General features: G+C 63.9%; 26 protein-coding genes and 1 pseudogene. 18 read left to right on the forward strand and 9 right to left on the reverse strand.

Annotated elements, in window-relative coordinates; all coding sequences use genetic code 11:
• The first annotated feature begins 72 nt into the window (after positions 1-72).
• Both ACYG9V_RS13275 and ACYG9V_RS13280 read left to right on the forward strand, forming a co-directional pair.
• Positions 73-483, forward strand: a complete 411-nt coding sequence (locus ACYG9V_RS13275; protein ID WP_352765488.1) for a sterol desaturase family protein — start codon at positions 73-75, stop codon at positions 481-483.
• Complete coding sequence (locus ACYG9V_RS13280) at positions 458-622, forward strand: hypothetical protein (RefSeq protein ID WP_352765486.1); 165 nt, start codon at positions 458-460, stop codon at positions 620-622. The genes ACYG9V_RS13275 and ACYG9V_RS13280 overlap by 26 nt, the downstream gene beginning before the upstream one ends.
• 34 nt (positions 623-656) lie before the next feature.
• On the opposite strand, the gene ACYG9V_RS13285 is transcribed toward ACYG9V_RS13280, so the two are convergent.
• The 3 genes from ACYG9V_RS13285 to ACYG9V_RS13295 form a co-directional block, all read right to left on the reverse strand.
• Positions 657-959, reverse strand: a complete 303-nt coding sequence (locus ACYG9V_RS13285) for a DUF982 domain-containing protein (RefSeq protein WP_023684743.1) — start codon at positions 957-959, stop codon at positions 657-659.
• Between the two features lie 158 nt (positions 960-1,117).
• Complete coding sequence (locus tag ACYG9V_RS13290; protein ID WP_352668507.1) at positions 1,118-3,199, reverse strand: ATP-dependent helicase; 2,082 nt, start codon at positions 3,197-3,199, stop codon at positions 1,118-1,120.
• 50 nt (positions 3,200-3,249) lie between these two features.
• A complete protein-coding gene (locus tag ACYG9V_RS13295) occupies positions 3,250-3,417 on the reverse strand; it encodes a hypothetical protein (RefSeq protein WP_023684745.1) in 168 nt (55 codons plus the stop codon).
• 159 nt (positions 3,418-3,576) lie between these two features.
• Between ACYG9V_RS13295 and ACYG9V_RS13300 the strand changes: the two genes are divergently transcribed.
• On the forward strand, positions 3,577-3,729 hold the full coding sequence (locus tag ACYG9V_RS13300) for a hypothetical protein (protein ID WP_023693936.1): 153 nt from the start codon (positions 3,577-3,579) through the stop codon (positions 3,727-3,729).
• 241 nt (positions 3,730-3,970) lie between these two features.
• On the opposite strand, the gene ACYG9V_RS13305 is transcribed toward ACYG9V_RS13300, so the two are convergent.
• A complete protein-coding gene (locus ACYG9V_RS13305) occupies positions 3,971-4,939 on the reverse strand; it encodes a LysR substrate-binding domain-containing protein (RefSeq protein WP_023670266.1) in 969 nt (322 codons plus the stop codon).
• 111 nt (positions 4,940-5,050) lie between these two features.
• On the opposite strand from ACYG9V_RS13305, the gene ACYG9V_RS13310 reads away from it, so the two are divergent.
• The 6 genes from ACYG9V_RS13310 (at position 5,051) to ACYG9V_RS13335 (ending at position 11,986) form a co-directional block, all read left to right on the forward strand.
• Positions 5,051-5,884 (forward strand): hypothetical protein, encoded by an 834-nt coding sequence (locus ACYG9V_RS13310; RefSeq protein ID WP_352765484.1) that lies wholly within the window; start codon positions 5,051-5,053, stop codon positions 5,882-5,884.
• Between the two features lie 43 nt (positions 5,885-5,927).
• The gene (locus tag ACYG9V_RS13315; RefSeq protein WP_460221955.1) at positions 5,928-6,866 is read left to right on the forward strand and encodes a DMT family transporter; all 939 of its coding nucleotides are present in this window, start codon (positions 5,928-5,930) and stop codon (positions 6,864-6,866) included.
• Positions 6,859-7,092 (forward strand): hypothetical protein, encoded by a 234-nt coding sequence (locus ACYG9V_RS13320; RefSeq protein WP_352765482.1) that lies wholly within the window; start codon positions 6,859-6,861, stop codon positions 7,090-7,092. The genes ACYG9V_RS13315 and ACYG9V_RS13320 overlap by 8 nt, the downstream gene beginning before the upstream one ends.
• Before the next feature lie 167 nt (positions 7,093-7,259).
• Positions 7,260-7,706 (forward strand): Ros/MucR family transcriptional regulator, encoded by a 447-nt coding sequence (locus ACYG9V_RS13325; protein WP_023670270.1) that lies wholly within the window; start codon positions 7,260-7,262, stop codon positions 7,704-7,706.
• 135 nt (positions 7,707-7,841) lie between these two features.
• The gene (locus ACYG9V_RS13330; RefSeq protein WP_023705325.1) at positions 7,842-9,719 is read left to right on the forward strand and encodes an ABC-F family ATP-binding cassette domain-containing protein; all 1,878 of its coding nucleotides are present in this window, start codon (positions 7,842-7,844) and stop codon (positions 9,717-9,719) included.
• Between the two features lie 158 nt (positions 9,720-9,877).
• Positions 9,878-11,986, forward strand: coding sequence for a molybdopterin-containing oxidoreductase family protein (locus tag ACYG9V_RS13335; protein ID WP_352764297.1), 2,109 nt, complete (start codon positions 9,878-9,880; stop codon positions 11,984-11,986).
• A gap of 58 nt (positions 11,987-12,044) precedes the next feature.
• Here the strand turns inward: ACYG9V_RS13335 and ACYG9V_RS13340 are convergent, their stop codons facing one another.
• Positions 12,045-12,521, reverse strand: a complete 477-nt coding sequence (locus ACYG9V_RS13340) for an Lrp/AsnC family transcriptional regulator (protein WP_352764298.1) — start codon at positions 12,519-12,521, stop codon at positions 12,045-12,047.
• Positions 12,522-12,624: 103 nt separating this feature from the next.
• Between ACYG9V_RS13340 and ACYG9V_RS13345 the strand changes: the two genes are divergently transcribed.
• The 6 genes from ACYG9V_RS13345 (at position 12,625) to ACYG9V_RS13370 (ending at position 18,447) form a co-directional block, all read left to right on the forward strand.
• On the forward strand, positions 12,625-13,827 hold the full coding sequence (locus ACYG9V_RS13345; RefSeq protein WP_352764299.1) for a diaminopropionate ammonia-lyase: 1,203 nt from the start codon (positions 12,625-12,627) through the stop codon (positions 13,825-13,827).
• Positions 13,828-13,829: 2 nt separating this feature from the next.
• Positions 13,830-15,056 carry a Zn-dependent hydrolase gene (locus ACYG9V_RS13350; protein ID WP_031195177.1) on the forward strand — a complete coding sequence of 409 codons (1,227 nt, stop codon included), beginning with the start codon at positions 13,830-13,832 and terminating at the stop codon, positions 15,054-15,056.
• 12 nt (positions 15,057-15,068) lie between these two features.
• Positions 15,069-16,241, forward strand: coding sequence for an amidohydrolase (locus ACYG9V_RS13355; RefSeq protein ID WP_023831116.1), 1,173 nt, complete (start codon positions 15,069-15,071; stop codon positions 16,239-16,241).
• Positions 16,242-16,337: 96 nt separating this feature from the next.
• Positions 16,338-17,141 carry an agmatinase gene (gene speB, locus ACYG9V_RS13360; protein WP_023727319.1) on the forward strand — a complete coding sequence of 268 codons (804 nt, stop codon included), beginning with the start codon at positions 16,338-16,340 and terminating at the stop codon, positions 17,139-17,141.
• 61 nt (positions 17,142-17,202) lie between these two features.
• Positions 17,203-18,039, forward strand: a complete 837-nt coding sequence (gene dapB / locus ACYG9V_RS13365; RefSeq protein WP_352764300.1) for a 4-hydroxy-tetrahydrodipicolinate reductase — start codon at positions 17,203-17,205, stop codon at positions 18,037-18,039.
• A gap of 174 nt (positions 18,040-18,213) precedes the next feature.
• Positions 18,214-18,447, forward strand: a complete 234-nt coding sequence (locus ACYG9V_RS13370; RefSeq protein WP_023684758.1) for a DUF680 domain-containing protein — start codon at positions 18,214-18,216, stop codon at positions 18,445-18,447.
• A gap of 192 nt (positions 18,448-18,639) precedes the next feature.
• On the opposite strand, the gene ACYG9V_RS13375 is transcribed toward ACYG9V_RS13370, so the two are convergent.
• Genes ACYG9V_RS13375 through purM form a run of 4 tightly spaced genes read right to left on the reverse strand, consistent with a single transcriptional unit; the run spans position 18,640 to position 21,304 of the window.
• Complete coding sequence (locus ACYG9V_RS13375; RefSeq protein WP_352764302.1) at positions 18,640-19,155, reverse strand: SixA phosphatase family protein; 516 nt, start codon at positions 19,153-19,155, stop codon at positions 18,640-18,642.
• Between the two features lie 10 nt (positions 19,156-19,165).
• Positions 19,166-19,498: a hypothetical protein gene (locus ACYG9V_RS13380; RefSeq protein ID WP_352764304.1), complete on the reverse strand. Its 333-nt coding sequence runs from the start codon at positions 19,496-19,498 to the stop codon at positions 19,166-19,168.
• Between the two features lie 22 nt (positions 19,499-19,520).
• Positions 19,521-20,228 (reverse strand): phosphoribosylglycinamide formyltransferase, encoded by a 708-nt coding sequence (gene purN, locus ACYG9V_RS13385; protein WP_352764305.1) that lies wholly within the window; start codon positions 20,226-20,228, stop codon positions 19,521-19,523.
• Positions 20,225-21,304 (reverse strand): phosphoribosylformylglycinamidine cyclo-ligase, encoded by a 1,080-nt coding sequence (purM, locus tag ACYG9V_RS13390; protein ID WP_352764513.1) that lies wholly within the window; start codon positions 21,302-21,304, stop codon positions 20,225-20,227. Before purM ends, purN begins: the two co-directional genes overlap by 4 nt.
• A gap of 187 nt (positions 21,305-21,491) precedes the next feature.
• On the opposite strand from purM, the pseudogene ACYG9V_RS13395 reads away from it, so the two are divergent.
• From ACYG9V_RS13395 to hdaA, 3 genes and pseudogenes are all read left to right on the forward strand, one after another.
• Positions 21,492-22,048, forward strand: a pseudogene (locus tag ACYG9V_RS13395) (CDP-alcohol phosphatidyltransferase family protein).
• Positions 22,020-23,213, forward strand: a complete 1,194-nt coding sequence (locus ACYG9V_RS13400; protein WP_023684761.1) for an AI-2E family transporter — start codon at positions 22,020-22,022, stop codon at positions 23,211-23,213. Before ACYG9V_RS13395 ends, ACYG9V_RS13400 begins: the two are co-directional and overlap by 29 nt.
• Positions 23,214-23,215: 2 nt before the next feature.
• Positions 23,216-23,920, forward strand: coding sequence for a DnaA regulatory inactivator HdaA (gene hdaA, locus ACYG9V_RS13405; protein WP_023689058.1), 705 nt, complete (start codon positions 23,216-23,218; stop codon positions 23,918-23,920).
• Positions 23,921-23,980: the final 60 nt, after the last annotated feature.

Here is a 23,980-nt window from a genome sequence, read left to right on the forward strand (position 1 = left end):
CGCTGTCGGATGGACTGGCGGTTCGCCAAACCTGAGACCTGATTTGGCCAGACATTCGGCCCGTGCCGGCAAATGGCAGCAATCCGTGGCCAGCCGCCGTCAGCAATTGGCGTTAATCTCTGGCGAGCTGATCTTCGGCCACAACGAGGGCAGGGTGTCCAATCTCGTAGACCTCAAGGCGGTGCTGGTCATCGCGCTTATTTCATTCCGCTGGAGCGGCTGTTGCCGCTGCATGCGGAGCGATCGTCGGCGCGCGGCCATTGGCTGAACGACGTCGTCTACCTCTTGTTCAACGGCATCATCATCAAGATCGCCAGCAGCCATTTCAACGGTCCGACCGCGTCACCGCGATTTCATCACTGGCATCATGCCAATGAGCGCGAAGCCTGGGACAAGAATTTCGCCGGGCAGCTGCCTTTGCTCGACATGCTGGGAGGCACATTGTTCATGCCCGAGGATGCCGCAGAAATACGGCACCGATGACCCGGTTCCCCCGCTCTATCATCGGCAGCTTGCCTATCCCTTTGTCGGCAATCAACTCTTTGTCGGCAACACCGAACAGACCGCCCCGCCGGCAACGCTGGCAGAGGCCTCGCCGACGTCTGCCGGCAAGTCCGAGTGATCTTTTTTGCTGGGCAGGCCTGGTCCCGGCCGTCTCAGACGGCGTAGCCGCCATAACCGTGTGCGACCGGCTTGACCGAGACGGCCGGCTGGACCGCGGGCCAGAGGATGCCTGCCGTGACCGCAAAGGTGATCAGGGCATCGCGTGCGGCCTCGGTCGAGATTTCTCCGGCGCGCGCCGCCTCGCAAGCCCTCACGGCCGCGCCATAGCTCAGGCGCCGGCGTGACGGCGGAAATTCGGTCAGGAAATCATGCATGTCGAACAGCGAGGCGAGCATGCGTTTGTGGCCGGCGCCAACGCTAACGGCAACCGGGGTGAAGAACATCGCGTCGTGCATTCTGGCCTCTCTGGATGGGCGGAAGGGCGGCGGTCGCCGCTCTCCGATCGCGGGTTGGACGCCAGAAAACGCGGCTGACGGCCCGAGGTTCCCTGAGAGATGCCATGACAGGACGATTTGCTCTTGAGGTCGCTCCCTGCCGGCATTCGCGGTTGCGGCTATTTCCACATGCCGCGCATGCGGGCGCCGAGGTCGACGCGGACCTCAGGTCTGTGGCGCGGATCGTCCTTGGCGTGGACGCTCGCCCAAGAGGTCTGCTCGAAGGCGCCGAGGATCGAGGCCGGGATGAAACGGGTTCGCGAGGCATAGACGTGGCGGTCGCCGCGCGCTGCCTGGCCGTGAGTGAAGAAGCGCTGCGGCGTCACCAGATGCAGGCCGTCCTTGGCCCGCGTCATCGCGACGTAAAGCAGCCGGCGCTCCTCCTCGATGTCTTCCTTGGTGCCGACGCCGAGATCGGCCGGGATGCAGCCATCGACGGTGTTGAGCACGAAGACGTTCTTCCATTCCTGGCCCTTGGCCGAATGGATGGTCGACAGGATCAGATAGTCCTCGTCGCGGTGCGGCGGTCCGGCCTGGTCGCTGGTCGCATCCGGTGGATCCAGCGTAAGCTCGGTCAGGAAGCGCTCGCGCGAAGCATAGCCGGAACCGATCTGCTCGAGCTGCATGAGGTCGGCCCGCCGCGTCGTCGCATCATCGTGCATGCGCTCGAGATGCGGCTCGTACCACAGCCTGACCTGTTCGAGATCGGCCGGCCATTTCCCCGACCGCGCGCGCAGGCCGGAATAAAGCGCAACGAAGGCTGGCCAGTCCTCAGCCGCGCGTTGCGGCGGCCGGTAGCGGGCCAGCCCCATTTCCTCGTCGAGCGATGTCGCCATGGTCTCGACGATGGTGCTCGCCGCCGAAGGGCCGATGCCGGGCAGCAGCTGCAGCACGCGGAAGCCGGCGACGCGGTCGCGCGGGTTCTCGGCAAAACGCAGCACCGAAAGCACATCCTTTACATGGGCGGCGTCGAGGAATTTCAGCCCGCCGAACTTGACGAAGGGGATGTTGCGGCGCGTCAATTCGATCTCCAGCGGGCCGCTGTGGTGCGAGGCGCGAAACAACACCGCCTGCGATTTCAGCACCGTGCCGGCCTCGCGCTCGGCCAGGATGGCCTGGCAGACATAGTTCGCCTGCTCCGCCTCGTCGCGCACGCTGACCAGTTTCGGCCTTTGCGAGGATTTGCGCTGCGACCAGAGGTTCTTGGTGAAGCGCTCCGATGCCTCCGAGATGACCGCATTGGCTGCCGCCAAAATGGTCTCGGTCGAGCGGTAGTTGCGCTCCAGCATGATGACATCGGCGGCTCGCGCGAATTGTTGCGGGAAATCGAGGATGTTGCGCACTTCGGCGGCGCGAAACGAATAGATCGACTGCGCGTCGTCGCCCACCACTGTCAGTCCGGCGCCGTCCGGCTTCAGCGCCGAAAGGATCGAGGCCTGCAGCCGGTTGGTGTCCTGGTATTCGTCGACCAGCACATGGTCGAAGCGCGAGCCCAGATGCGCCGCGATCTCCGGCTCGGCGGCCATCTGCGCCCAGTAGAGCAGGAGGTCGTCGTAATCGAGCACGTTCTGCGCCTGCTTGGCCTCGACATATCCGGCGAACAGCTCTTTCAGCTGTTCTGCCCACCCCGAGCACCAGGGAAAGGCCGAACCCAGCACCTCGCCAAGCGGCGCCTGCGCGTTGACGGCGCGCGAATAGATCGCCAGGCAGGTGCCCTTGGTCGGAAACCGGCTTTCGGTCTTCGAGAATCCAAGCTCATGCCGGGCAAGATTCATCAGGTCGGCGGAATCCTCGCGGTCATGGATGGTAAAGGCGGGGTCGAGGCCGATCGTCAGCGCATAGTCACGCAGCAGCCTGGCGCCGATGCCGTGAAACGTGCCGGCCCAGGCCAGCGCATCGGCGATGACGGACGCGTCTCGGCCCAGCACCTCGCCGGCGATGCGTTCGACCCGCCTGGCCATTTCGGTGGCGGCGCGGCGCGAGAATGTCATAAGCAGAATGCGTCTGGGATCAGCCCCCTTGACGATCAGATGCGCAACCCGGTGGGCGAGCGTGTTGGTCTTGCCGGAGCCGGCGCCGGCGATCACCAGCAGCGGCCCGGCGATCTGGCCGTCGCCATGTTCGACGGCGAGCCGCTGCTCGGCGTTGAGCTTCGTCAGATAGGCGGGCTGCAAGGACGAATCATTGATGGCGATGGTCATCGCCTATCAAGCATCGTTTCCGCTTTGTTCGCAACGGGCGGAAGTCGCCCTTACCGCCGTGGCGCGACACCCGTTGCCGCCGACTGGCGCCGCAAGGCGGCGCGTTCGTCGCCAGGCACCGGCAACGGATCGAAATTGTCAGGCACGTCCTTGATGATCTCCTTGGCGATGCGATAGGTCGCGTAAGCGAAAAGGCCGGTAATGAGCAGACGGATCATGGCGCGATCTCCTTTGGGCAACCAACCTCAGAGCCGCCGTTTGGTTCCAGCCGACGCGGCGTCGTTTGCGAGCGTGCAACCAAAGCCGAACCACCTCGTTGCCTTACGAAGAACCACCTCGTTGCCTTACGAAGGAGAGGGCAGACCTAGGAGGTCGCCATGAAGAGGCTTCTGATTCTGTTGGCCGCCAGCTTGGCGCTCGCCGCCTGCGACGGCGACATCCAGCCAACCAAAGCCCCGGTGCTCGATCAAACCCCGCAGACGGATTCGGCGCCAAAGCCGGCGGCCAGCGGCGATCAGCCGGCGCAATGATCGTTTTAGCGGGACGACAAGGCTGAAGGTAGCCTTCGGGAGAAGAAGGCCGGCGCCGCTTGGGAGGTGAGCTGATAGCGCCGGCCAGGCGGATATCAGGTCCGCCGCAACAACCGAAGATAGCTGAGTCTCTCGCCTGCGTCATGAGGTGGCAGTTTTCGTGCCGGTTCTGCTCGTGCCGTCTGCGCAAAACCAGCTGAAACGGCCGCAAATCCCGCAAGGCCGCGGAAAGAATCCGACCTCAGGCAATGGCCTTGCGCAGCACCGGGCCGCCGGCAATCCCGGCGTCCAGCTGGCACTGCGTCAGCGCCGCCTCGGCCATGATCCACTGCTTGAACAATTCCACCTTGCGCGTGTAGGGCGCGGTGACCGGGCAGACGAAATACCAGCCGGCGGTGTTGGGGTGATGCACGGCAAACGGCGCCACCAGCCGCTCTGCGCGGATCTCGCTCGCCATATAGGCGCGGTTGGCGACTGCAAAGCCCATGCCGGCATTGGCCGCCTCATAGGACATCATGCAGGAATCGAAATAGATGCTCTTGGTCTCGCCGAGCACGGAACTCGCGCCGGCAAAACCCAGCCACGACTGCCAGTTCTGCGTGCAGGTGTCGGAATGCAGCAGCGTGAAATGCCTGAGGTCGTCGGGCGTCACCTTTGACGGCGGCCTGTCGCCGAGAACCTCGTGGAACAGCTTCCTGCTGCACACCGGCGTCAAATCCTCCTTGAACAGTAGGTCCGCCTTGAGGTCGGGAAAGCTGCCGTCGCCATAGCGGATCTCGAGGTCGAACTCGGAGGTGGCGAACTCATTGGTGGCGTAGGAGGTCGAGACCCGCATTTCGATTTCGGGATATTGCCGCTGGAACAGCGGCAGGCGGGCAAACAGCCAGCGCGCCGCGAACGTCGGCAGCACCGAAATCTTCAGCACATGCGCCTGCGACTGTCCGGTCGCCTCCATGCTGGCCGCCACGATGCGCTCCAGCGCCTCGCGAACGCGCGACACATAGGTCTCGCCTTCGGGTGTCAGCGACACCGCATTGCCGCCGCGCTGGAAGATCTTGAAGCGCAGCTGTTCCTCGAGGCTTTTGACGCGCTGGCTGACGGCGGAAGCAGTAATAAACTGCTCTTCGCCCGCGCGCGTGAAGTTACGGTGCCGGGCGGCACTTTCGACAATCTTCAGCGAATTGAGGTTGACCTGACTGAGCAGACGCACGCGTTTCGACCTTAAGCTGGGCTTACACTAGCACCAGCATTCCTAATTTTACAGGGGTGGGGAAATTAATCGACAGTTTACCAAGTGATGCCCCCATCCTGGAGAAGTAGAATGAACGCCCATACCATACCTGAACTGCGCTACGCGATGAGCCGAGAAGCCATTATCGGCCATGAGACGGCCTGGAAAGTGTCGGGTTTCGGCGTTGCGCAGTATCTGCATGGCTACGACCCGGCGCTGCTGGCGGCGATCGAAGAGGCGGCGTTGAAGCTCAAGGCCAGCCACGCCGTGCACAAGCACCTCGACCTTACCTTCATCACCGGCGCCGACCGTTTTATCCCGGAGATCAAGGAGTTGCTGCATGACAAGCTGCGCCTGGAACGTCTGTCCGACATGATGGGCACCAAGCTCGAGCCCTATCCGCTGTCGATCGTCGGCTCGACCGTCACTTTCATGAATCCCAAGGACGGCGCCGTCGATTGGCATTGCGACGGTGTCCCGGTCACCGAACTCATTCCGCTGTCGATCAGCAATCCGCTGGTCGGCGGCCATCTCGAAATCTACTGCGACGATTCCGAGACCGGCCGCGCCATCCTTGAATCCGGCCGCGAGATTCCGCGCAACCAGGTCATGCGCATCGACCACAAGATGAACTACGCCACGCTCGGCCAGTTTCTCGGCGTCCTGCACCGCACCGCGCCGATCCAGCTCGGCTCGCGCGTCACGCTGGTCCTCAACCAGCGCTCGGTGGCCAAGCCTTATGTCGACGACAATCGCATGTTCTATCTCGCAGCCGACAATGATCAAGATCGCGAATGGGTCAACGAGCTCGCCGAAGACGTCTGGACGAACCAGCTGCCGGCCTATCGCCGCTTCGAGGAAGACCGTCCGGTTACGGCGGCGGCCGATGCGCCGGTCCCGGGCGGGTCAAGGGAATCCTGGTAGCCAGAGCATAGAAGTGGACGCCGGTTTGGCCGTCGGTAACATCATGGTCGGCGATAATGACAAGGCACCGTCTCGGCGATTCCGGGATGGATCGGGCTCGCCATCGGCCCTGGTCTTCGCCGCCGGCGCGGTCGCCCTGTGGTCGACCAACGCGCTGGTCGGCAAATCGCTGCTGGCCAGCCATCCGGTGTCGCTGGTGCAGTTGCTGCAATTTTGTGGAGCGGCTCTGGTGTTCGCCGTCATCCATCTGGCGAGCCGGAAGAGGGGCCTGCAAGACGCAGCCTTTTCCAAGGGTGCTGACGGCACCCTGGCGCCGGTCGCGGTCGGCTTTATTGGCCTGGTCGGCACTATGGTGCTGCAATACATCGCCTTTGCGTCCATGCCGGTGATCGAGGCCAATCTCGTCGCCTACACCTGGCCGCTGATGGTCGCGGCGGCGGTCATCGTGCTGGGCAAGCGGCAACGCCCCGCGCTGCTGGGTTTGACTGCCGTGCTTGGCTTTGTCGGCGTGGCGCTGGTGATCTCGGGTGGTCGCGGCCAGCCTTTTCTCCAGGGCAGCATCGTAGGCTATCTCGCTGCCTTCGGCTCGGCGCTGTGCATGGCCTTCTATTCGATTGCGGTCGCCCGCCTGGCCACACCGTCGGAGCGTTTGCTTTTGCCTTCGGCGTTGGTCGGCGTCGGCCTGACCTTACTGTGGTGTATTCACGACGGCGCAGCCTGGCCATCCAGTGAGCACCTCCTGCTTGGCCTCTATCTCGGTGCCGGTCCGATGGGGCTGGGATATTATTTCTGGTCGCGCGCCTTGAAGCTTGAAGGCGGCGGCAAGGTTGCGGTCATCGCCTATCTGACCCCGATCGCATCGACGCTGCTGCTGACACTTTCGGGCGAAAGGCTGACGCTGACCGCGATAGCCGGTGCGGTCCTCGTCATCGGCAGCTGTATTGCGGTGGGCATAGAACGCTCGGAGGCTGAACATGCTTGACGACGATGAACGCCTCGCCAGACAGGAAGCATTCTGGCTGCTCAAGGAGTTCGGCGCCGAGGCGCCGCTCTACGCCGCCATGAAGGCCGAAAAGGCGATAGAGCAAAAAGATTTCGGCCGGTGCGCCCGCTGGAAGCGCATTCTGGACATACTGGCCGACTCTAAACCTGCGGCGTTCGTGCAGTTGAAATCTGCTGGCGCGAAGTCGGCCGTTTCCAAGTATTAGATTTTCTAATTTGCAACGTTGCAACCTGTTGTGGAAACATCCTCCTGTTCCGATTCTTGATCGTTTATTGAGACTTTAGCGACCCGTTGGGGGGTGCAGCTAGGTCGATACATCAAGAGAAGTCTTAAAAAAAGCCGGCAACTTCATGACCGGCGGGAGAAACAGAATTGCACACCATCGACAGCAAGACCGCTATTGAACTGACTGCTGACATCGTCTCGGCCTATGTCGGCAACAATCCTCTCCCTGCGTCTGGCCTGCCGGATCTGATTGCCAGCGTCAGCGCATCGGTGCGCAAGCTGGGCAGCATTGCCGCCGTGGAAAGCCCCGCGCTGAACCCGGCTGTCAATCCGAAGCGGTCGGTGTTTCCCGACCACATCGTCTGTCTGGAAGATGGCAAGAAATTCAAGTCGCTGAAGCGCCACTTGATGACCGACCATGGTCTCAGCCCGGAGGAATATCGTGGCAAATGGGGCTTGCCGTCGGACTATCCGATGGTGGCGCCGAACTACTCCGCGACCCGTTCGGCACTGGCCAAGTCCTCGGGCCTCGGCCGCAAGCCGGCCGTTCCGGCCGCCGCGGCCAAGGTGACGAAGCGCAAACCCAAAGCCTGAACCAGGCAGCCTCTGAAAAGTCGGTCTGCTGTTTGCAATGGACGGCGCGCTTAAGGCGCGCCGTTTTCATGCCTTATGCCCCCGCCGGCGCCCAGGCCCTTGCGAAGCGCCGCCCTCCCGTGCAAAAGCCCCGGCATGCTTATCATCAACGATCTTTCGCTCCGCATGGCCGGACGCTTGCTTCTCGATCATGCCTCGCTGACCTTGCCGGCCGGCACAAAGGCCGGCCTCGTCGGCCGCAACGGCACCGGCAAGACGACGCTGTTCAAGGCCATCACCGGCGACTTTCCCTCCGAGACCGGCTCGATAAGCCTGCCCAAGAACACCCGCATCGGCCAGGTGGCGCAGGAAGCGCCCGGCACCGAGGAGCCGCTGATCGAGATCGTGCTCAAGGCCGATCTCGAGCGCACCGCATTGCTCGAGGAGGAAAAGACCGCCACCGACGCGCACCGCATTGCCGACATCCATATGCGGCTGGCGGATATCGATGCGCATTCGGCGGAATCCCGCGCGGCCACCATCCTCGCCGGCCTTGGCTTCGACGACGCCGCGCAGCGCCGCCCGGCCTCGTCCTTCTCCGGCGGCTGGCGCATGCGTGTGGCGCTCGCCGCGGTGCTGTTTGCCGAGCCCGACCTTCTGCTGCTCGACGAGCCGACCAACTATCTCGATCTCGAAGGCACGCTTTGGTTGGAAAACTACGTGTCGAAATATCCGCACACCGTGCTTCTGATCTCGCACGATCGCGACCTGCTCAACCGCGCCGTCAATTCCATCGTTCATCTCGACCAGAAGAAGCTGACCTTCTGGCGCGGCGGATACGACCAGTTCGAGCGCCAGTACACCGAGCAGAAGGAATTGCAGGAGAAGGGCCGCGTCAAGCAGGAAGCCGCGCGCAAACACATGGAGTCCTTCGTCGAACGCTTCCGCGCCAAGGCTTCGAAGGCGAGACAGGCGCAGTCGCGCATCAAGGCGCTGGAGAAGATGAAGCCGATTGCCGCGATCGTGAACGACACGGTGCGGCCGTTCTCTTTCCCCGAACCGGTGAAAACGGTGGCGTCGCCGATCATTGCCTTGAACAACGTCAATGTCGGCTACACCGAGGGCCAGCCGATCCTCAAGAAGATGACGTTGCGCATCGATGCCGACGACCGCATCGCCCTGCTCGGCGCCAACGGCAACGGCAAGTCGACCTTCGCCAAGCTTCTGTCGGGCCGGTTGAAGCAGGAGAGCGGCACCATGACGGTGGCGCCGGGCCTGAAAGTGGCGATCTTCGCCCAGCACCAACTCGACGACCTACGCCCGGATGAAAACGCCTATGAGCATGTCCGCCGGCTGATGCCGGAAGCGCCGGAATCCAAGGTGCGCGGCCGCGTCGCCCAGTTCGGTCTGACCACCGAAAAGATGAACACCGCCGCCAAGGACCTGTCCGGCGGCGAGAAGGCGCGCCTGCTCATGGGCCTGTCGGCCTTCGAGGGTCCAAACCTGTTCATCCTCGACGAACCGACCAACCATTTGGACATCGACAGCCGCGAGTCCTTGATCCATGCGCTGAACGAGTTTCCCGGCGCCGTCATCCTGATCTCGCATGACCGGCATCTGCTGGAAGCGACCGCCGACCGCCTGTGGCTGGTCAAGGATGGTGCGGTCAACCCGTATGACGGCGACCTAGAGGACTACAAGACGCTCGTCACCGGCGTGTCCGGCGATCGACGCGGCAAGCGCGAGGCCGAGAAGGCATCAAAGGCCGATCGCCGCCGCGATGCCGCGGCGCGCCGCGCCGCCTTCGAGCCGCTGGCCAAGGAAATCCGCGCCACCGAAGCGCTGATGGACCGCATCCGCAAACGCATCGACCTGATCGAGGATGAACTCGCCAATCCGGCGGTGTACGAAAAGGATCCGTCGACCGCGACCCGGCTCGCCAAGGAGCGCTCGCAGCTGGCACAGCAGTTGGCTGGCCACGAGGAAAAGTGGCTGACCATGTCGGCCGAGTACGAGGAAGGCACGGCGGAGTGATTTACCCTCCCCCTTGTGGGGAGGGTCGATCCGCGAAGCGGAGCGGGGTGGGGGTCCGCGCCGCACCCCACCCCGTCGCTGCGCGCCGACCCTCCCCATCAAGGGGAGGGTAAGATCTGGCCCTACACGCCGCCCGCGAAACCCGCTAAAAACGCCGCATGAACCAGCACGCCAAGGTCAGAATCGGCCACTCCGCCTGTCCGCATGATTGCCCTTCGACCTGCGCGCTCGAGGTCGAACTGCTCGATGGCAACCGCATCGGCCGTGTCCATGGCGCCAAGTCCAATACGTATACGGCTGGTGTGGTCTGCGCCAAGGTCGCGCGCTATGCCGACCGTGTCCACCATCCCGACCGGCTGCTGAAGCCGCTTGTTCGCGCCGACGCCAAGGGCGCCGGCATCTGGAAAGAATCCAGCTGGGAAGCGGCACTCGACCTCGTCGCCGAGAAATTCATCGCGGCCGAGGAAAAATACGGCTCCGAGACCGTCTGGCCTTATTTCTATGCCGGCACGATGGGGCTGGTGCAGCGCGACGGCATCGACCGGCTGCGCCATGCGAAAAAATACTCCGGCTTCTTCGGCTCGATCTGCACCAATCTGGCCTGGACCGGCTGGATGATGGGAGCGGGCGCCTTGCGTGGTCCCGATCCGCGCGAGATGGCGAAGTCCGACTGCGTGGTGATCTGGGGCACCAATGCCGTGGTCACGCAGGTCAATGTCATGACCCACGCCATCAAGGCGCGGAAGGAGCGTGGCGCCAGGATCGTCGTCATCGATGTCTACGAGAACGCGACGATGAAGCAGGCCGATATAGGCCTTGTGCTGAAGCCCGGCACCGATGGCGCGCTGGCCTGCGCGGTCATGCATGTGCTGTTCAGGGAAGGCATGGCCGACCGCGCCTATCTCGAAAGATACACCGACGATCCGAAGGGGCTGGAAGCGCATCTGGAGACGCGCACGCCGGAATGGGCTTCCGCCATCACCGGTCTTGCCGTCACCGAGATCGAGGCTTTCGCACGCCTCGTCGGCACGACGAGGAAAACCTATTTCCGCCTCGGCTATGGCTTTGCCCGCCAGCGCAATGGCTCGGTCAACATGCACGCGGCATCCTGCATCGCCGCCGTCACCGGCGCCTGGCAATATGAGGGTGGCGGTGCCTTCCATTCCAATTCCGGCATCTTCAAGCTCAACCAGGATGTGCTGGAAGGCGCCGCGATGCGCGATCCCAATATTCGCCATCTCGACCAGTCGCGTATCGGCCCGGTGCTGACCGGTGCAGCGGACGCGCTTTACGGTGGCCCGTCGGTGACGGCGATGCTGATCCAGAACACCAACCCGGTGAATGTCGCGCCCGAGCAGCGGCTGGTGAAGCAGGGTTTCCTGCGTGACGACCTGTTCACCTGCGTGCACGAGCAGTTCATGACCGACACGGCAAAGCTCGCCGATGTCGTTTTGCCGGCAACGATGTTTCTCGAGCATGACGACGTCTACAAGGGCGGTGGCAACCAGCACATCACGCTCGGCCCCAAGCTGATCGAACCGCCGGAAGGGCCGCGCACCAACCATTTCGTCATCGAGCAATTGGCGCAGCGTCTCGGCGTCGCAGACCGGCCGGGCTTTGGCCTGACCGAGCAGCAGCATATCGACATCATCCTCGGCAAGCGCGGGCTGGGCTCCTTCGCCAGCCTCAAGGAAGACAAATGGGTCGACCTGCAGCCGGATTTCGAGGCGGCGCATTTCATCGATGGTTTCGGCCATGCCGACAAGAAATTTCACTTCCGCGCCAATTGGAGCGGGCAGGCGGCGCCCAACCGGCCGCCGAAAATCATGGGCCTGTTCGGGCCGGTGGCGGAGCTCCCGGAATTCCCCGACCATGTCGACCTGATCGAGGTCGCGGATGCGGAGCATCCGTTCCGGCTCGCCACATCGCCGGCGCGCAACTTTCTCAATTCGACATTCGCCGAGACACCTGTGTCGAGAGCCAAGGAAGGCCGGCCGGAACTCCTGGTGCACCCGGACGATGCCGCCGCGCTTGGATTGGGCGACGGCGACCGTATCGAGGTCGGCAACCGGCGTGGCGAGGTGGTGCTGCACGCAAAGCTGTTCGAAGGCCTCAAGCGCGGCGTGGTGATCGGCGAGGGCATCTGGCCAAACAGCGCCCATGAGCGTGGCGAAGGCATCAATGTGCTCACCGGCGCCGATGCGCCGGCACCTTATGGCGGCGCTGCCTTTCACGACAACAAGGTCTGGCTGCGGCCGGCGGGCTAAAGCAATTCCAGGAAAAGTGTGAGCGGTTTTCCGTCCGGAATTGCGTAAAAGAGACTGGCTATCCCGGCAGAGGCACCGTCAGCCCCACCTTGACACGGTCCATGGCAACGAAGGTGCGGAATTTTCGGACATTCTTGCTGTCGAAGAACAGTCTGCGCGTCAGGGCCTCATAGGCCCCCATGTCGGCCGCGGTGATGACTAGGATGAAGTCGGCCTCGCCGGTGACGTAGTAGCATTGCTGCACTTCGGGCTCTGCCGAGAATTGCCGCTTGGCCGCGTCGATCAGGTCCGAGCGTTCGCTCTCCAGTTCGACCTCGACGAAAATGGTGATGGGCTGGCCGACCACAACGGGGTTGATGACAGCGACGTTGCCGGCAATGACGCCGGACTGTTCCATGCGCTTGATGCGCCGCTGCACCGCCGGCGCCGACAGGTTGACGGCTTCGCCGATCAGCCGCTGCGGCGTCGTGTTGTTCCGCTGCAGGATGGCAAGGATGGCGAGGTCGAAACTGTCGAGCGAAGGCGATCGAGGCAAAGCGCTATCCTGGCGAAACAAACTTGCATTTCGAAGCGCCAATAACAGCGCTATTTGCGCCTCGGCTGCAATATGATTTCGTCACACCCAAAGGAGGCCACCCGTGTTCCTGCTCAACAGCAATGCCTTGCACCGCCGGCCGCTCGATCCGGTCGATGCCGAAACGCTGGGGAATGCCGGTGCCGATACGGTCGAGCGCTTTCTTGCCCATCGCGACAATCACCTCGCAACTCCGTTGCATGCATTGCCGACGCTGGCCGGCGAACTCGGCCTCGGCGCCGTCCACATCAAGGATGAAGGCTTTCGCCTCGGTCTCGGCAGTTTCAAGGCGCTCGGCGGCGCCTATGCCGTTTTTCGACTGGTGCTGGAGGAGGCGAGCCGATCGCTTGGTCGGCCCGTTGACGTGGCCGATCTCAACCGGTTCGACGTCCGGGCGGTCGCTGCCGGCATGACGGTTGCCTGCGCCACCGACGGCAATCATGGCCGCTCGGTCGCGCAAGGTGCACAGTTGGTTGGCGCGAAAGCGGCAATCTTCGTTCACGCCGGCGTCAGCGAGGCGCGCATTGCAGCAATAGCCCGCTATGGCGCCGAGATGATCCGCGTCGACGGCAATTATGACGACTCGGTCAGGCAGGCCGCCGAGGTTTCAGCTGAGCAAGGTTGGACCGTGGTGTCCGACACCTCCTGGCCGGGCTACGAGCGCATCCCCGGTCTGGTCATGCAGGGCTATACGGCGATCGTGCGCGAAGCCTTGCGCCAGTTGCCGCAGCCGCCGACCCATGTCTTCGTGCAGGCCGGTGTCGGCGGCATTGCCGCCGCCCTGGCCGGCCATCTCGCCATCGTGCTCGGTGACGCCAGGCCGACCTTCATCGTCGTCGAGCCAGCCCGCGCCGCCTGCGTTGTCGCAGCCGCCCGGGCGGGCCACGTGGTCAAGGTCGCACACGATCAGCCGACGGTGATGGCGATGCTCGAATGCTACGAGGCCTCGCAAGTTGCCTGGCGCGTTCTGGCGCGGGTTGCCGATGCCTTCATGACAGTGGATGAGGAGGAGGCGGTCGCGGTGATGCGGCGGCTGGCACGGCCGGCTGGCAATGATCCAGTGATCGTCGCCGGCGAAAGCGGCGGCGTCGGTCTGGCCGGGCTGATCCGGGCGGTGGCCGACCACAAGGCCGCGCTCGGGCTCGACGACAAATCCCGCGTGCTGCTGATCAACACCGAAGGCGCCACAGACCCGCATCGCTATACCGAGCTGGTCGGGCAGAGCCCCGCCGATGTGCTGGCCGGCAAGCTGAAGGCCGAGGCATAGCCATGATCGGGATCGATGCACAGCGTCTGCTTGGCCGCATCCGGGAACTCGGCGCCGTTGGCCGCGACAGTGAGGATAGGCTGATCCGGCTCGCCGCCTCCGACACAGACAGACAGGGCCGTGACCTCTTTGTCGGCTGGCTCAGGCAGGCCGGGCTGGAAGTCGCCATCGACCGGGTCGGTAATATCTTCGGCATCTGGCAAAGCCCCGACAATGCCGGGCAGGCGCCGCTGCTCATCGGTTCGCATATCGACACCGTTATCGATGCCGGCATCTATGATGGCTGCTACGGCGTGCTGGCCGGGCTGGAGGTGATCGAGAGGCTGCAGGCTTCGGGCTTTTCGCCGTCGCGCCCGGTCGCGGTCGCCGCTTTCACCAATGAGGAAGGCGTGCGCTACACGCCTGACATGATGGGCTCGCTATGCCATGCCGGTGGCGTCAGCGCCGAGGCCGTGCTGGCCGCCATCGGCACGGATGGCAGCGTGCTCGGCCAGGAGCTCGCCCGCATCGGCTATGCCGGCGACCGCGAACCCGGCTTCCTCAAGCCGCATGCCTATCTCGAACTTCATATCGAGCAAGGGCCGGTGCTGGAGCGTGAAGGCGTGCCGATCGGCGCGGTCGAGAATTTGCAAGGCATTTCCTGGCAGCGCATCACCATCGACGGCGCCGCCAACCATGCCGGCACCACGCCGATGTCGATGCGCAGCGACGCCGGCCACGCCGCCGCCCGCATCATCACCTTCCTGCACGATCGGGCCAGGGCTTCAAATGGGCCAACCGTGGCCACGGTCGGCACGATGCGCTTCGAACCCAACGCCATCAACGTCATTCCCGCGCGCGCCGTCTTCACCATCGACCTGCGCGATCCCGACGAACAGCGCCTGCAGGCGCATGAGGCGGCCCTTGCTGCCTATCTCGAGGAGCTTGAGGTTTCGGAGAACGTATCGATCTCGGTCGAGCGGCTCGCCCGCTTCGAACCGGTGCTATTCGACATCGGCATCGTCGAACTGATCGAGGCGGCCGCGAAGAACCGCGGTCTCGGCGTCAGGCGCATGACATCGGGCGCCGGCCATGACGCGCAGATGATGGCCCGCCTCGCGCCGGCGGCAATGATCTTCGTGCCGAGCGCCGGTGGCATCAGCCACAATCCGCGCGAACACACTGAAGATGCCGAGCTTGTCGCCGGCGCCAACATCCTGCTTGATGTCGCCAGTGAGCTTGCAAAATAGGTCGGGGAGAAAATGGCTGAGCTCGATCGTGATGTGCTGAAGCAGGAAATGACCGGCTGGCGGCGCGATTTGCACGCGCACCCCGAGTTCGGCTTCGAGGAAAAGCGCACCGCTGCCTTTGTCGCCGCGAAGCTGCGCGAATTCGGGCTGGACGATGTTGCAGAGGGGGTCGGCGGCACCGGCGTCGTCGGCACATTGAAGCGCGGCAGCGGCAACCGGGCGATTGCGCTCAGGGCCGACATGGATGCGCTGCGCATCACCGAGCAGTCCGCGACAGCCTATCGCTCGCAGAACCCCGGCATCATGCATGCGTGCGGTCATGACGGCCACACCACCATGCTGCTCGGCGCGGCAAAGCTGCTGGCCGCCGAGGGTGGTTTCGACGGCACCGTGCGTTTCGTTTTCCAGCCGGCCGAGGAGTGGGGCAAGGGCGCGCTGGCAATGCTCGATGACGGGCTGCTGCAGCGCTTCCCCTTCGACGAGATCTTTGGCCTGCACAACATGCCGGGCCTGCCCGTCGGGCATTTCGAGACCCGTGCCGGCCCGTTCATGTCGGCGGAGGACAATTTCGAGATCGTGCTCAAGGGCATCGGCGGCCATGCGGCGCGGCCACATTCCGGGAACGAGACCTTGGTCGCCGCCTGCGCGCTGGTCACCAATCTGCAGACCATCGTCTCGCGCCGGCTGAGTCCCGCCGACATTTCGGTGGTTTCGGTGACCGAGCTGATCACCGACGGCACCCGCAACGCATTGCCCGGCCTCGCCCGCATCCTCGGTGACGCCCGCAGTTTTCGTCCCGAGGTCAGCGCCGAGATCGAGCGCCAGATGCGGGTCATCGCGGCAGGCACCGCCGCTGCCTACAATGTCGCCGCCGACGTGACCTATAGCAGGGAATTCGTGCCGCTGCAGAACGATGCCGACCTGGTGGACGCGGCCTTTGTCGCCGCAAGGCGCGTGCTGGCCTATGGCGCCGCCAGCATCGCGGCGGAGCCGATGACCGCCTCGGAGGATTTCGCCCGCTTCCTCGATCACGTACCGGGCTGCTTCGTCTTTCTCGGCAATGGCGAGACCTCGCCGCCGCTGCACAATTCCAGCTACGACTTCAACGATGACGGGCTGTTGCACGGCACGGATTTCCATATCGCGATCGTCAGGCAAAGACTGTGCGGCGCGATCGGGAAATGACGCCTGATCGCCTTCGCAACTGGCCCAAGCGGCACTGCTATCGCCAGCCAGCTGCCGGGTTTAGGGAGATTGCCTGTTGCCGGAGATCGCACGCCGATGACCAGGGTTTCGCTTCTGGGAATACCGCATGACGAGAACTCGTCCTATCTCAAGGGCGCGGCCGCAGCGCCGGCCCTGATCCGGCGGGAACTCAAAAGCGACGCGCACAGCTCGTGGAGCGAAACCGGCTTCGATGTGGCGGACAGTTTCGTCGACCACGGCGACATCGACTTTTCAGGCGCCGGCGGTCCATGGGAGCGGATCGAGGCCGAGGTCGGCCGCGCGCTGGATGCCGGCCACCCGTTGATCAGCCTCGGTGGCGATCATGCCATCGCCTGGCCGGTGCTGCGTGCCGTGCGCCGCCGCCATGCCAGGCTAACGATCGTCCAGATCGACGCCCATCCCGACATCTACGATGCCTATCAGGGCAACAGGCGGTCCCACACCTCGTCCTTCGCGCGCATCCTGGAGGAGGGGCTGGCTGGCCGGCTGATCCAGATCGGCCTGCGCACCCTCAATGATGAGCTTCGTGACCAGCTCAAGCGCTTCGGCGTCGAAATGATCGAGGCGCGGCATTTCAGCGAGGATCTGCAGCTCGATCTCAAGACGCCGGTCTATCTCTCGGTCGATCTCGACGGCCTCGACCCGGCTTGTGCGCCCGGCGTGTCGCACCGCGAGCCCGGTGGTCTTACAACCCGGCAAGTGATCAACCTGATCCAGCGGATCGACCAGCCCATCGTCGGCGCCGATGTCGTCGAATACAATGCAAGCCAGGACGTCTCCAATCTCACCGCGCTGGTTGCCGCCAAGCTGGTCAAGGAGATCGCCGGCATGATGCTCAAGACGCATGGCGCCGGCTGAATCAATCTGGCAGGGCGGCATGGTAGATCATTGTTGCGACTCGCTTCCAGTGAAAGCCGCCATGCAGCATCCATTGAAAATAGCCATAGCCGGTGCGCTCGGCCGCATGGGCAGGGAGATGGCGCTGGCCGTCGAGACCGATCCCAGGCTGGCGCTCGTCGCCCGCTTTCACAGGCCGGGCAGCGCCGGCGAGGGGCTGGTCGAGCGCGACGAAGCACTGGCGCTTGCGGACGTCGTCATCGATTTCACCACGCCTGCGGCCTCCATCGAATTGGCGAAGACTTGCGCGGCCCGCGGCGGCCCGGCGCTGGTCATCGGCTCGACCGGCTTCGAGCCGGCCGATCTCGCCGCCATCGCTGCTGCTTCGAAGTCCGTCGCCATCGTTCGCTCAGGCAGCTACTCGCTGGGGCTCAACATGCTGGCTGGGCTGGTCGAACAGGCGGCGCGAGCACTTGGTCCCGCCGCCGACATCGAGATCCTGGAAGCGCATCACCGCATGAAGGTCGACGCACCGTCGGGCACGGCGCTGATGCTGGGCGAGGCGGCCGCTCGCGGACGTGGCGTCAGGCTGGACGATGTGGCGAAACGAATCCGCGACGGCGTTACAGGTCCACGCCCTGCCGGCGAGATCGGCTTTGCCGTGCTGCGCGGCGGCAGCATCGTCGGCGAGCACAGTGTGAGCTTGCTGGCCGAGGGCGAGACGCTCACGCTTTCCCATTCGGCCGGCGACCGCTCGATGTTCGCGCGCGGCGCCATTGCGGCAGCACGTTGGGTCGCCGTCCGGCCGCCCGGCGAATACGACATGCGCGACGTACTAGGTTTCACGACCTTTGAGATGCAAAGGGTAACGCAACGAGGGGCGTTGCGAGGTCGGAGCCGCCTGGAGAATAGAATATAGCAACAACTACGCCATTCGGCGCCTTCCAAGACCGAACCGAACGGTTCGGTTCGCACATTTTTGTGATTGGCAATGGCAGCAACGCACACCCATTTCGGGGTGGTCCGAGCGACGCGAATTCCTCCCAAGGCACGCCACTTGACGGACAGAACTGAAAAATCTGGATTACCTGAAATGACCAAGATCGCACTTACCGCTGCTGCCATCCTCCTTGCCACCGGCACCGCTTTCGCAGGCAGCGACCACTACGGCTCCGACGGCGTCAACCAGCCTGCTGTGACAGCGCCCGCCGGCAACATCGATCACAGTTATACCGCCTCGATCCGCAAGCCGGCCAGCCTCGGCGATTTCACGATCAAGGGCGACTCGAACCAGCCGGAATCCGGCCAGGGCATATGGGGTCGTTGATTTTCTGAGAAATCGACGACCACAAAGAGCGGTGGGCCTGGCCCACCGCTCTTGGTTTTATGCAATCGACTCGGGCCGCAAAGATCTTGAATCAATCCGCCAGCAGCGGGTCCTATCTCCTTGTTTGACCGTGGTCTTTTCAAAACACGGTTTGCGGCTGTCACCTGCGGCTAGCCCGTTAGGCAGCTTGGTCTAGCTTAGATCCTTCGGTTTGATGCAATGCGTCAACCGGGCCGCGCTGAAGCCGAGATCCGCCCAGTCGCCGTCGATGACAAAGCGGGCAAGGGCGCCGGTCGGGAGTTTCTCTTCAAGTTTCCTGAGAGCAGCCACACCCGATCGCGGACCGGCAAGCCGGCGGGCAAAATCCTCCAGGCCGGGATTATGGCCGAGCACCAGGAGACAGCCGGCAGAGGAGATTGCCCGTCGCACTTCGGCCAGAATGTCGCCAGCCGTGGCTTCGAAGAGCGCCTCGGCGAACTCCACCGTTACGCTCGCCGACAGTTCCGCCGAGACCAGCCGCCATGTCTCGCGCGTACGCAGCGCCGGCGACACCAGCGCCAGGTCAGGCTGCCAACTGCGCCGGGCCAGTTCGCGCCCCATCAGCGGCGCCGTCTTCAGCCCGCGCGGCCCGAGCGGCCGGTCGAAATCAGCAAGCGCCGGGTCGTCCCAGCTCGACTTGGCGTGGCGAAGAAGAAGCAGCTGTTTCATCTGTTAGATCTCAGGACCAGGGAATTTCGCGCTGGAAGTCCATGCCGTATCCGCCACCGTATTTAGCGCCCGTAGCGGCATCAAAGGCTGCCGACAAAGTGCCGAAGACGAAAAGGCCGACGCGCCTCTCATCATTGTCCCATTGGACGGCAATATCCGCTTCGGTGATCGCCCAGGCACCCGATCGAATATGAATTGCGCCGATGATCCGCCCAACTACCTCGTCATGCGCTTCGTATAGGTAAAAATAAGCCGTGGCGTTTGCTGGCCCTTCAGTGTCGTCATATTCAAAGACGCCGGCGAGATCGCCTTTTCTCCGGATCGCGCTGTCAAAAATATCCAAGGGCTTTCAGGTCCTGAAGCGCCTACGGCGTGATCCGCGCCAGATGTTCGAGATCGCGTTCTTCGCGCAGCGGGTCGGGCGCCATCACCACGGAAGTTCCGTTTTCGGCATCGTCAGCGAAATGCGCCAGCACAGTGCGGCCGCCTTCCATGCGCGCCTTGCCGTCGGCGACGAGGCCGAGCGCCAGCGCGTAGAGCCGGTGCTCGGCTTTCAGAACGCGGGCGGCCAGCGTGTCTTCGTTGTCGCCGACCATCACCGGCACCGCTGCCTGCGCGATGATCGGGCCGTCATCCATCTCTGATGTGACGAAATGCACCGTGCAGCCATGAATGCGAATGCCGGCGCGCAGGGCGCGCGCATGCGTATCGAGCCCTTTGAAGGCCGGCAGCAGGGCAGGGTGGATGTTGAGCATGCGCCCTTGCCACTTCTCGACCAGGCCGCGGGAGAGAATGCGCAGATAGCCGGCCAGCGCCACGATCTCGGCATTGAACGCAATCAGCGCGGCGTCGATCGCCGCATCATGGGCTTCCTTGCTGGCATGGTCGGCGCGCACGATGACCTTGGTCGGGATACCGCGCGCGGCCGCGATGCCGAGGCCGGCGGCGTTGGCCCGGTCGGAAATGACGCCAACGATCTCGGCGGGATAGGCCGGGTCGCTCGCCGCCGCGATCAGCGCCGTCATGTTCGAGCCGCGTCCCGAGATCAGAACAACCGTGCGTTTCCTGCTCATAGGCCGATCGAGCCCCGATAGATGACGCCGGCGTCGCGGCGCGGAACGATGCGGCCGATCGGCGTCACAGTCTCGCCGGCCTCCTGCAGCACGGCTGCGACCTGTGCCGCCTGGCCGGAGGCGACGACGAGGATCATGCCGATGCCGCAGTTGAAGGTGCGCATCATCTCCTCCGGCGCCACGCCGCCAGTCTTCGCCAGCCAGGAAAACACCGGCGGCACATCGATGGCATTGAGATCGAGTTCTGCGGAAAAGTCCTTCGGCAGGACGCGCGGAATGTTTTCGGGAAAGCCGCCGCCGGTGATGTGGGCCAGCGCCTTGATGCCGTGCGTGCCACGGATCGCTTTGAGGACCGACTTCACATAGATGCGGGTCGGCTCGAGCAGCGCCTCTGCCAGCGTCGCCTCATCGTTGAACGGCGCCGGATCGCCCCAGGCAAGACCGCTGACGCCAACGATGCGGCGCACCAGCGAAAAGCCATTCGAATGCAGGCCCGAGGAAGCCAGGCCAAGCAGCACGTCGCCTTCGACGATATCGTCGGTCGGCAGCAACTGGCCGCGTTCGGCAGCACCGACGGCGAAACCGGCCAGGTCGTAATCCTTGTCGTGATACATGCCGGGCATTTCGGCCGTCTCGCCGCCGATCAGCGCGCAGCCGGCCTGTCGGCAGCCGATTGCTATGCCGCCGACGATTGCCGCCCCCTGGTCGGGGTCGAGCTTGCCGGTGGCGAAATAGTCGAGGAAGAACAGTGGCTCGGCGCCCTGCACGACGATGTCGTTGACGCACATGGCGACGAGGTCGATGCCGATCGTGTCGTGCTTGCCGGCATCGATGGCGATCTTCAGCTTGGTGCCGACGCCGTCATTGGCGGCAACCAGCACCGGATCCGTGAAACCCGCCGCCTTGAGGTCGAACAGGCCGCCAAAACCGCCGATCTCGCCATCGGCGCCCGGCCGGCGCGTCGCGCGCACCAGCGGCTTGATCTTCTCGACCATGAGGTTGCCGGCATCGATGTCGACGCCCGCCTCGGCATAGGTGAGCCCGTTCTTGCGCTTGGCCCGGTCGCCCTTGCTCATCGTCGGCGCATCCCTGTTTCCCTCGGCGGCTCTTCGCATGAATGGTTTCGGGGGGCAAGGATGACGACAGGATACCGGGCTTTTGCCCAAGATAAATACGTGGACAGTCGCCCCTTCACCGCTGGTCCTTGCAGCCACAATCCAACTCCATCATCTATCTGCAGAATAAGCATGGCGGGACATGCCTTTGACCATTCCCAACCTCATCACCATCCTGCGCTTCGTGCTGGTTCCGGCCGTCGTACTGGCGATGCTGAACATGCGCTGGGACTGGGCCTTTGCCGGCTTTCTCGTTGCAGGCATTTCCGATGGCGTCGACGGCTTCATCGCCCGCCGCTTCAACCAGCAATCGAGACTAGGCGCCTATCTCGATCCGATGGCCGACAAGGTGCTTCTGGTCTCGGTGTTCGTGGTCATGGGCTTCATCGGGAAATTGCCGCTGTGGCTGGTGGTGACCATGGTGTCACGCGATGCGCTGATCATCTGCGCCGTGCTCTTGTCCACGGTCATGGCGCATCCGGTCGAGATGAAGCCGCTCTATGTGTCGAAGGCCAACACCGCCGCCCAGATCGTGCTGGCGCCGTGGTGCTGGGCGAACTTGCCCTTGGCCTCCACCTCGACCCGCTCAGGCCTGCGCTCATATTGCTGTCCGGGGTCTTGACCGTGGCTTCGGCCGCGGCCTATCTCGTGGCTTGGCTGAGGCATATGAGCGGCTATGGCGAAGGCTCCACCCCGGGTAGTTGACAAGAATGCCGCGACTGCCGCGCTGGCAGAGGCGGCTGCGTCCCTGGCGTTTCGCCGCCAGATTTTCTTCTGGCTGGGCACGGCAATCTTCCTGGCGCTGTTCCTCTACATTTTTTCCAGCATCCTGTTGCCGTTCGTTGCCGGCATGGTGCTGGCCTATTTTCTCGACCCGGTCGCCGACCGGCTGCAACGCCTCGGCCTCTCCCGGCTGATGGCGACGGTGGTCATCCTGATTGCCTTCATCGTCCTTTTGGTGCTGGCCTTCGTCATCCTGGTTCCGGTACTGGCCACGCAGATGGCCGATTTCGCCAGCAAGCTGCCGGAATATCTGACCCGGCTGCAGTCGCTGATCACCAGCTTCGATCCGAAATGGCTGGAGCAGAAATTCGGCGTCAATGCCAATGGCCTGCGCGACGGGCTGAATTCGCTGCTCACTTCCGGTTTCGGCCTGCTGAGCACCGTCTTCACCTCGATCTGGAGTTCCGGCGTTGCTCTGGTGTCGGTGGTCAGCCTGTTCGTGGTCACTCCGGTTGTCGCTTTCTACATGCTGCTCGACTGGGATCGCATGGTGGCGGTCGTCGACAGCTGGGTGCCGCGCGATTATGTCGGGACGGTCAGGGCGATCTCCAGGGACATCAACACCGCGACCGCCGGCTTCGTGCGCGGCCAGGGCACGCTGTGCCTGGTGCTCGGCGGCATGTATGCCACCGGCCTGACGCTGACCGGGCTGAATTTCGCCATCCTCATCGGCCTCTTCGCCGGGCTGATCTCGTTCATCCCTTATGTCGGCTCGCTGACCGGACTGGTCCTGGCCGTCGGCGTCGCCTTCGTCCAGTTCTGGCCGGACTGGACCATGATCGTTGCTGTCGCCGTGGTGTTCTTCATCGGCCAGTTCATCGAAGGCAACATCCTGCAGCCCAGATTGGTCGGAAAAAGCGTCGGCCTGCACCCGGTCTGGCTGATGTTTGCGCTGTTCGCTTTCGGCGCCCTGTTCGGCTTCGTCGGCCTTTTGATCGCCGTTCCTGCTTCGGCGGCGGTTGCCGTGCTGGTGCGCTTTGCCATTGCCCGCTATCTCGAATCGCCGCTCTACAAGGGACACTCCACCGAGCCAGTCCCGCCGCTGCCTGCCGATCGCGGCGGCGGCCACCGCTCGCCGCGCGGCTGAACGTGGCGGATCAAAAGACCGAACCGCCGCGCCAGCTGCCGCTAGACCTTGGGCATGGCACCGGCTATTCGCGCGACGAACTGGTGGTGTCGGCCACCAACCGTGAGGCGGCAGCCCTTGTCGACCGCTGGCCGGACTGGCCATCGCCGGTGATCGTGCTCGCTGGCCCGGCTGGCTCCGGCAAGACCCATCTGGGTTCGATCTGGCAGGCGCGGGCCAACGCTGTGGCGGTCGATGCCCAGCGCATCGGCAATGCCATCACCGGGCTTGGCGGCAGGCCCGCGCTGATCGACGATGTCGACAAGACAGCCATCGACGAGGCGGGCCTGTTCCATCTCATCAATGAAGTGCGCGGCGCCGGGGCCACCTTGCTGTTGACGGCGCGGCGCTTCCCCGCCGCCTGGAGGGTGACGTTGCCCGATCTCGCCTCGCGGCTGAAGGCGGCGGCAACAGTCGAGATCCACGAACCCGACGATTTGCTTCTGGCCGGCGTCATCACCAAACTCTTCGCCGACCGCCAAGTCGAGGTCGAGCCGCACGTCGTGCAATATCTGGTGCGCCGCATCGAGCGCTCGCTGGCCACCGCCATGCGCGTGGTCGAGCGCCTCGACCGCACCGCGCTCGAGCGCAAGACGCCGATCACCAGGGCGCTCGCCGCCGAAACCGTCAGCGCAATGGACGAAGGGCAGGGCGAGTTCGAGGTTTAGATCCTGCTGCAATTCCCTGGACGGCGATTGTCGATCCCGCCCGTGCGACGTTTTCAAAAC

It is taken from the genome of Mesorhizobium sp. W016 (genome assembly GCF_054719485.1).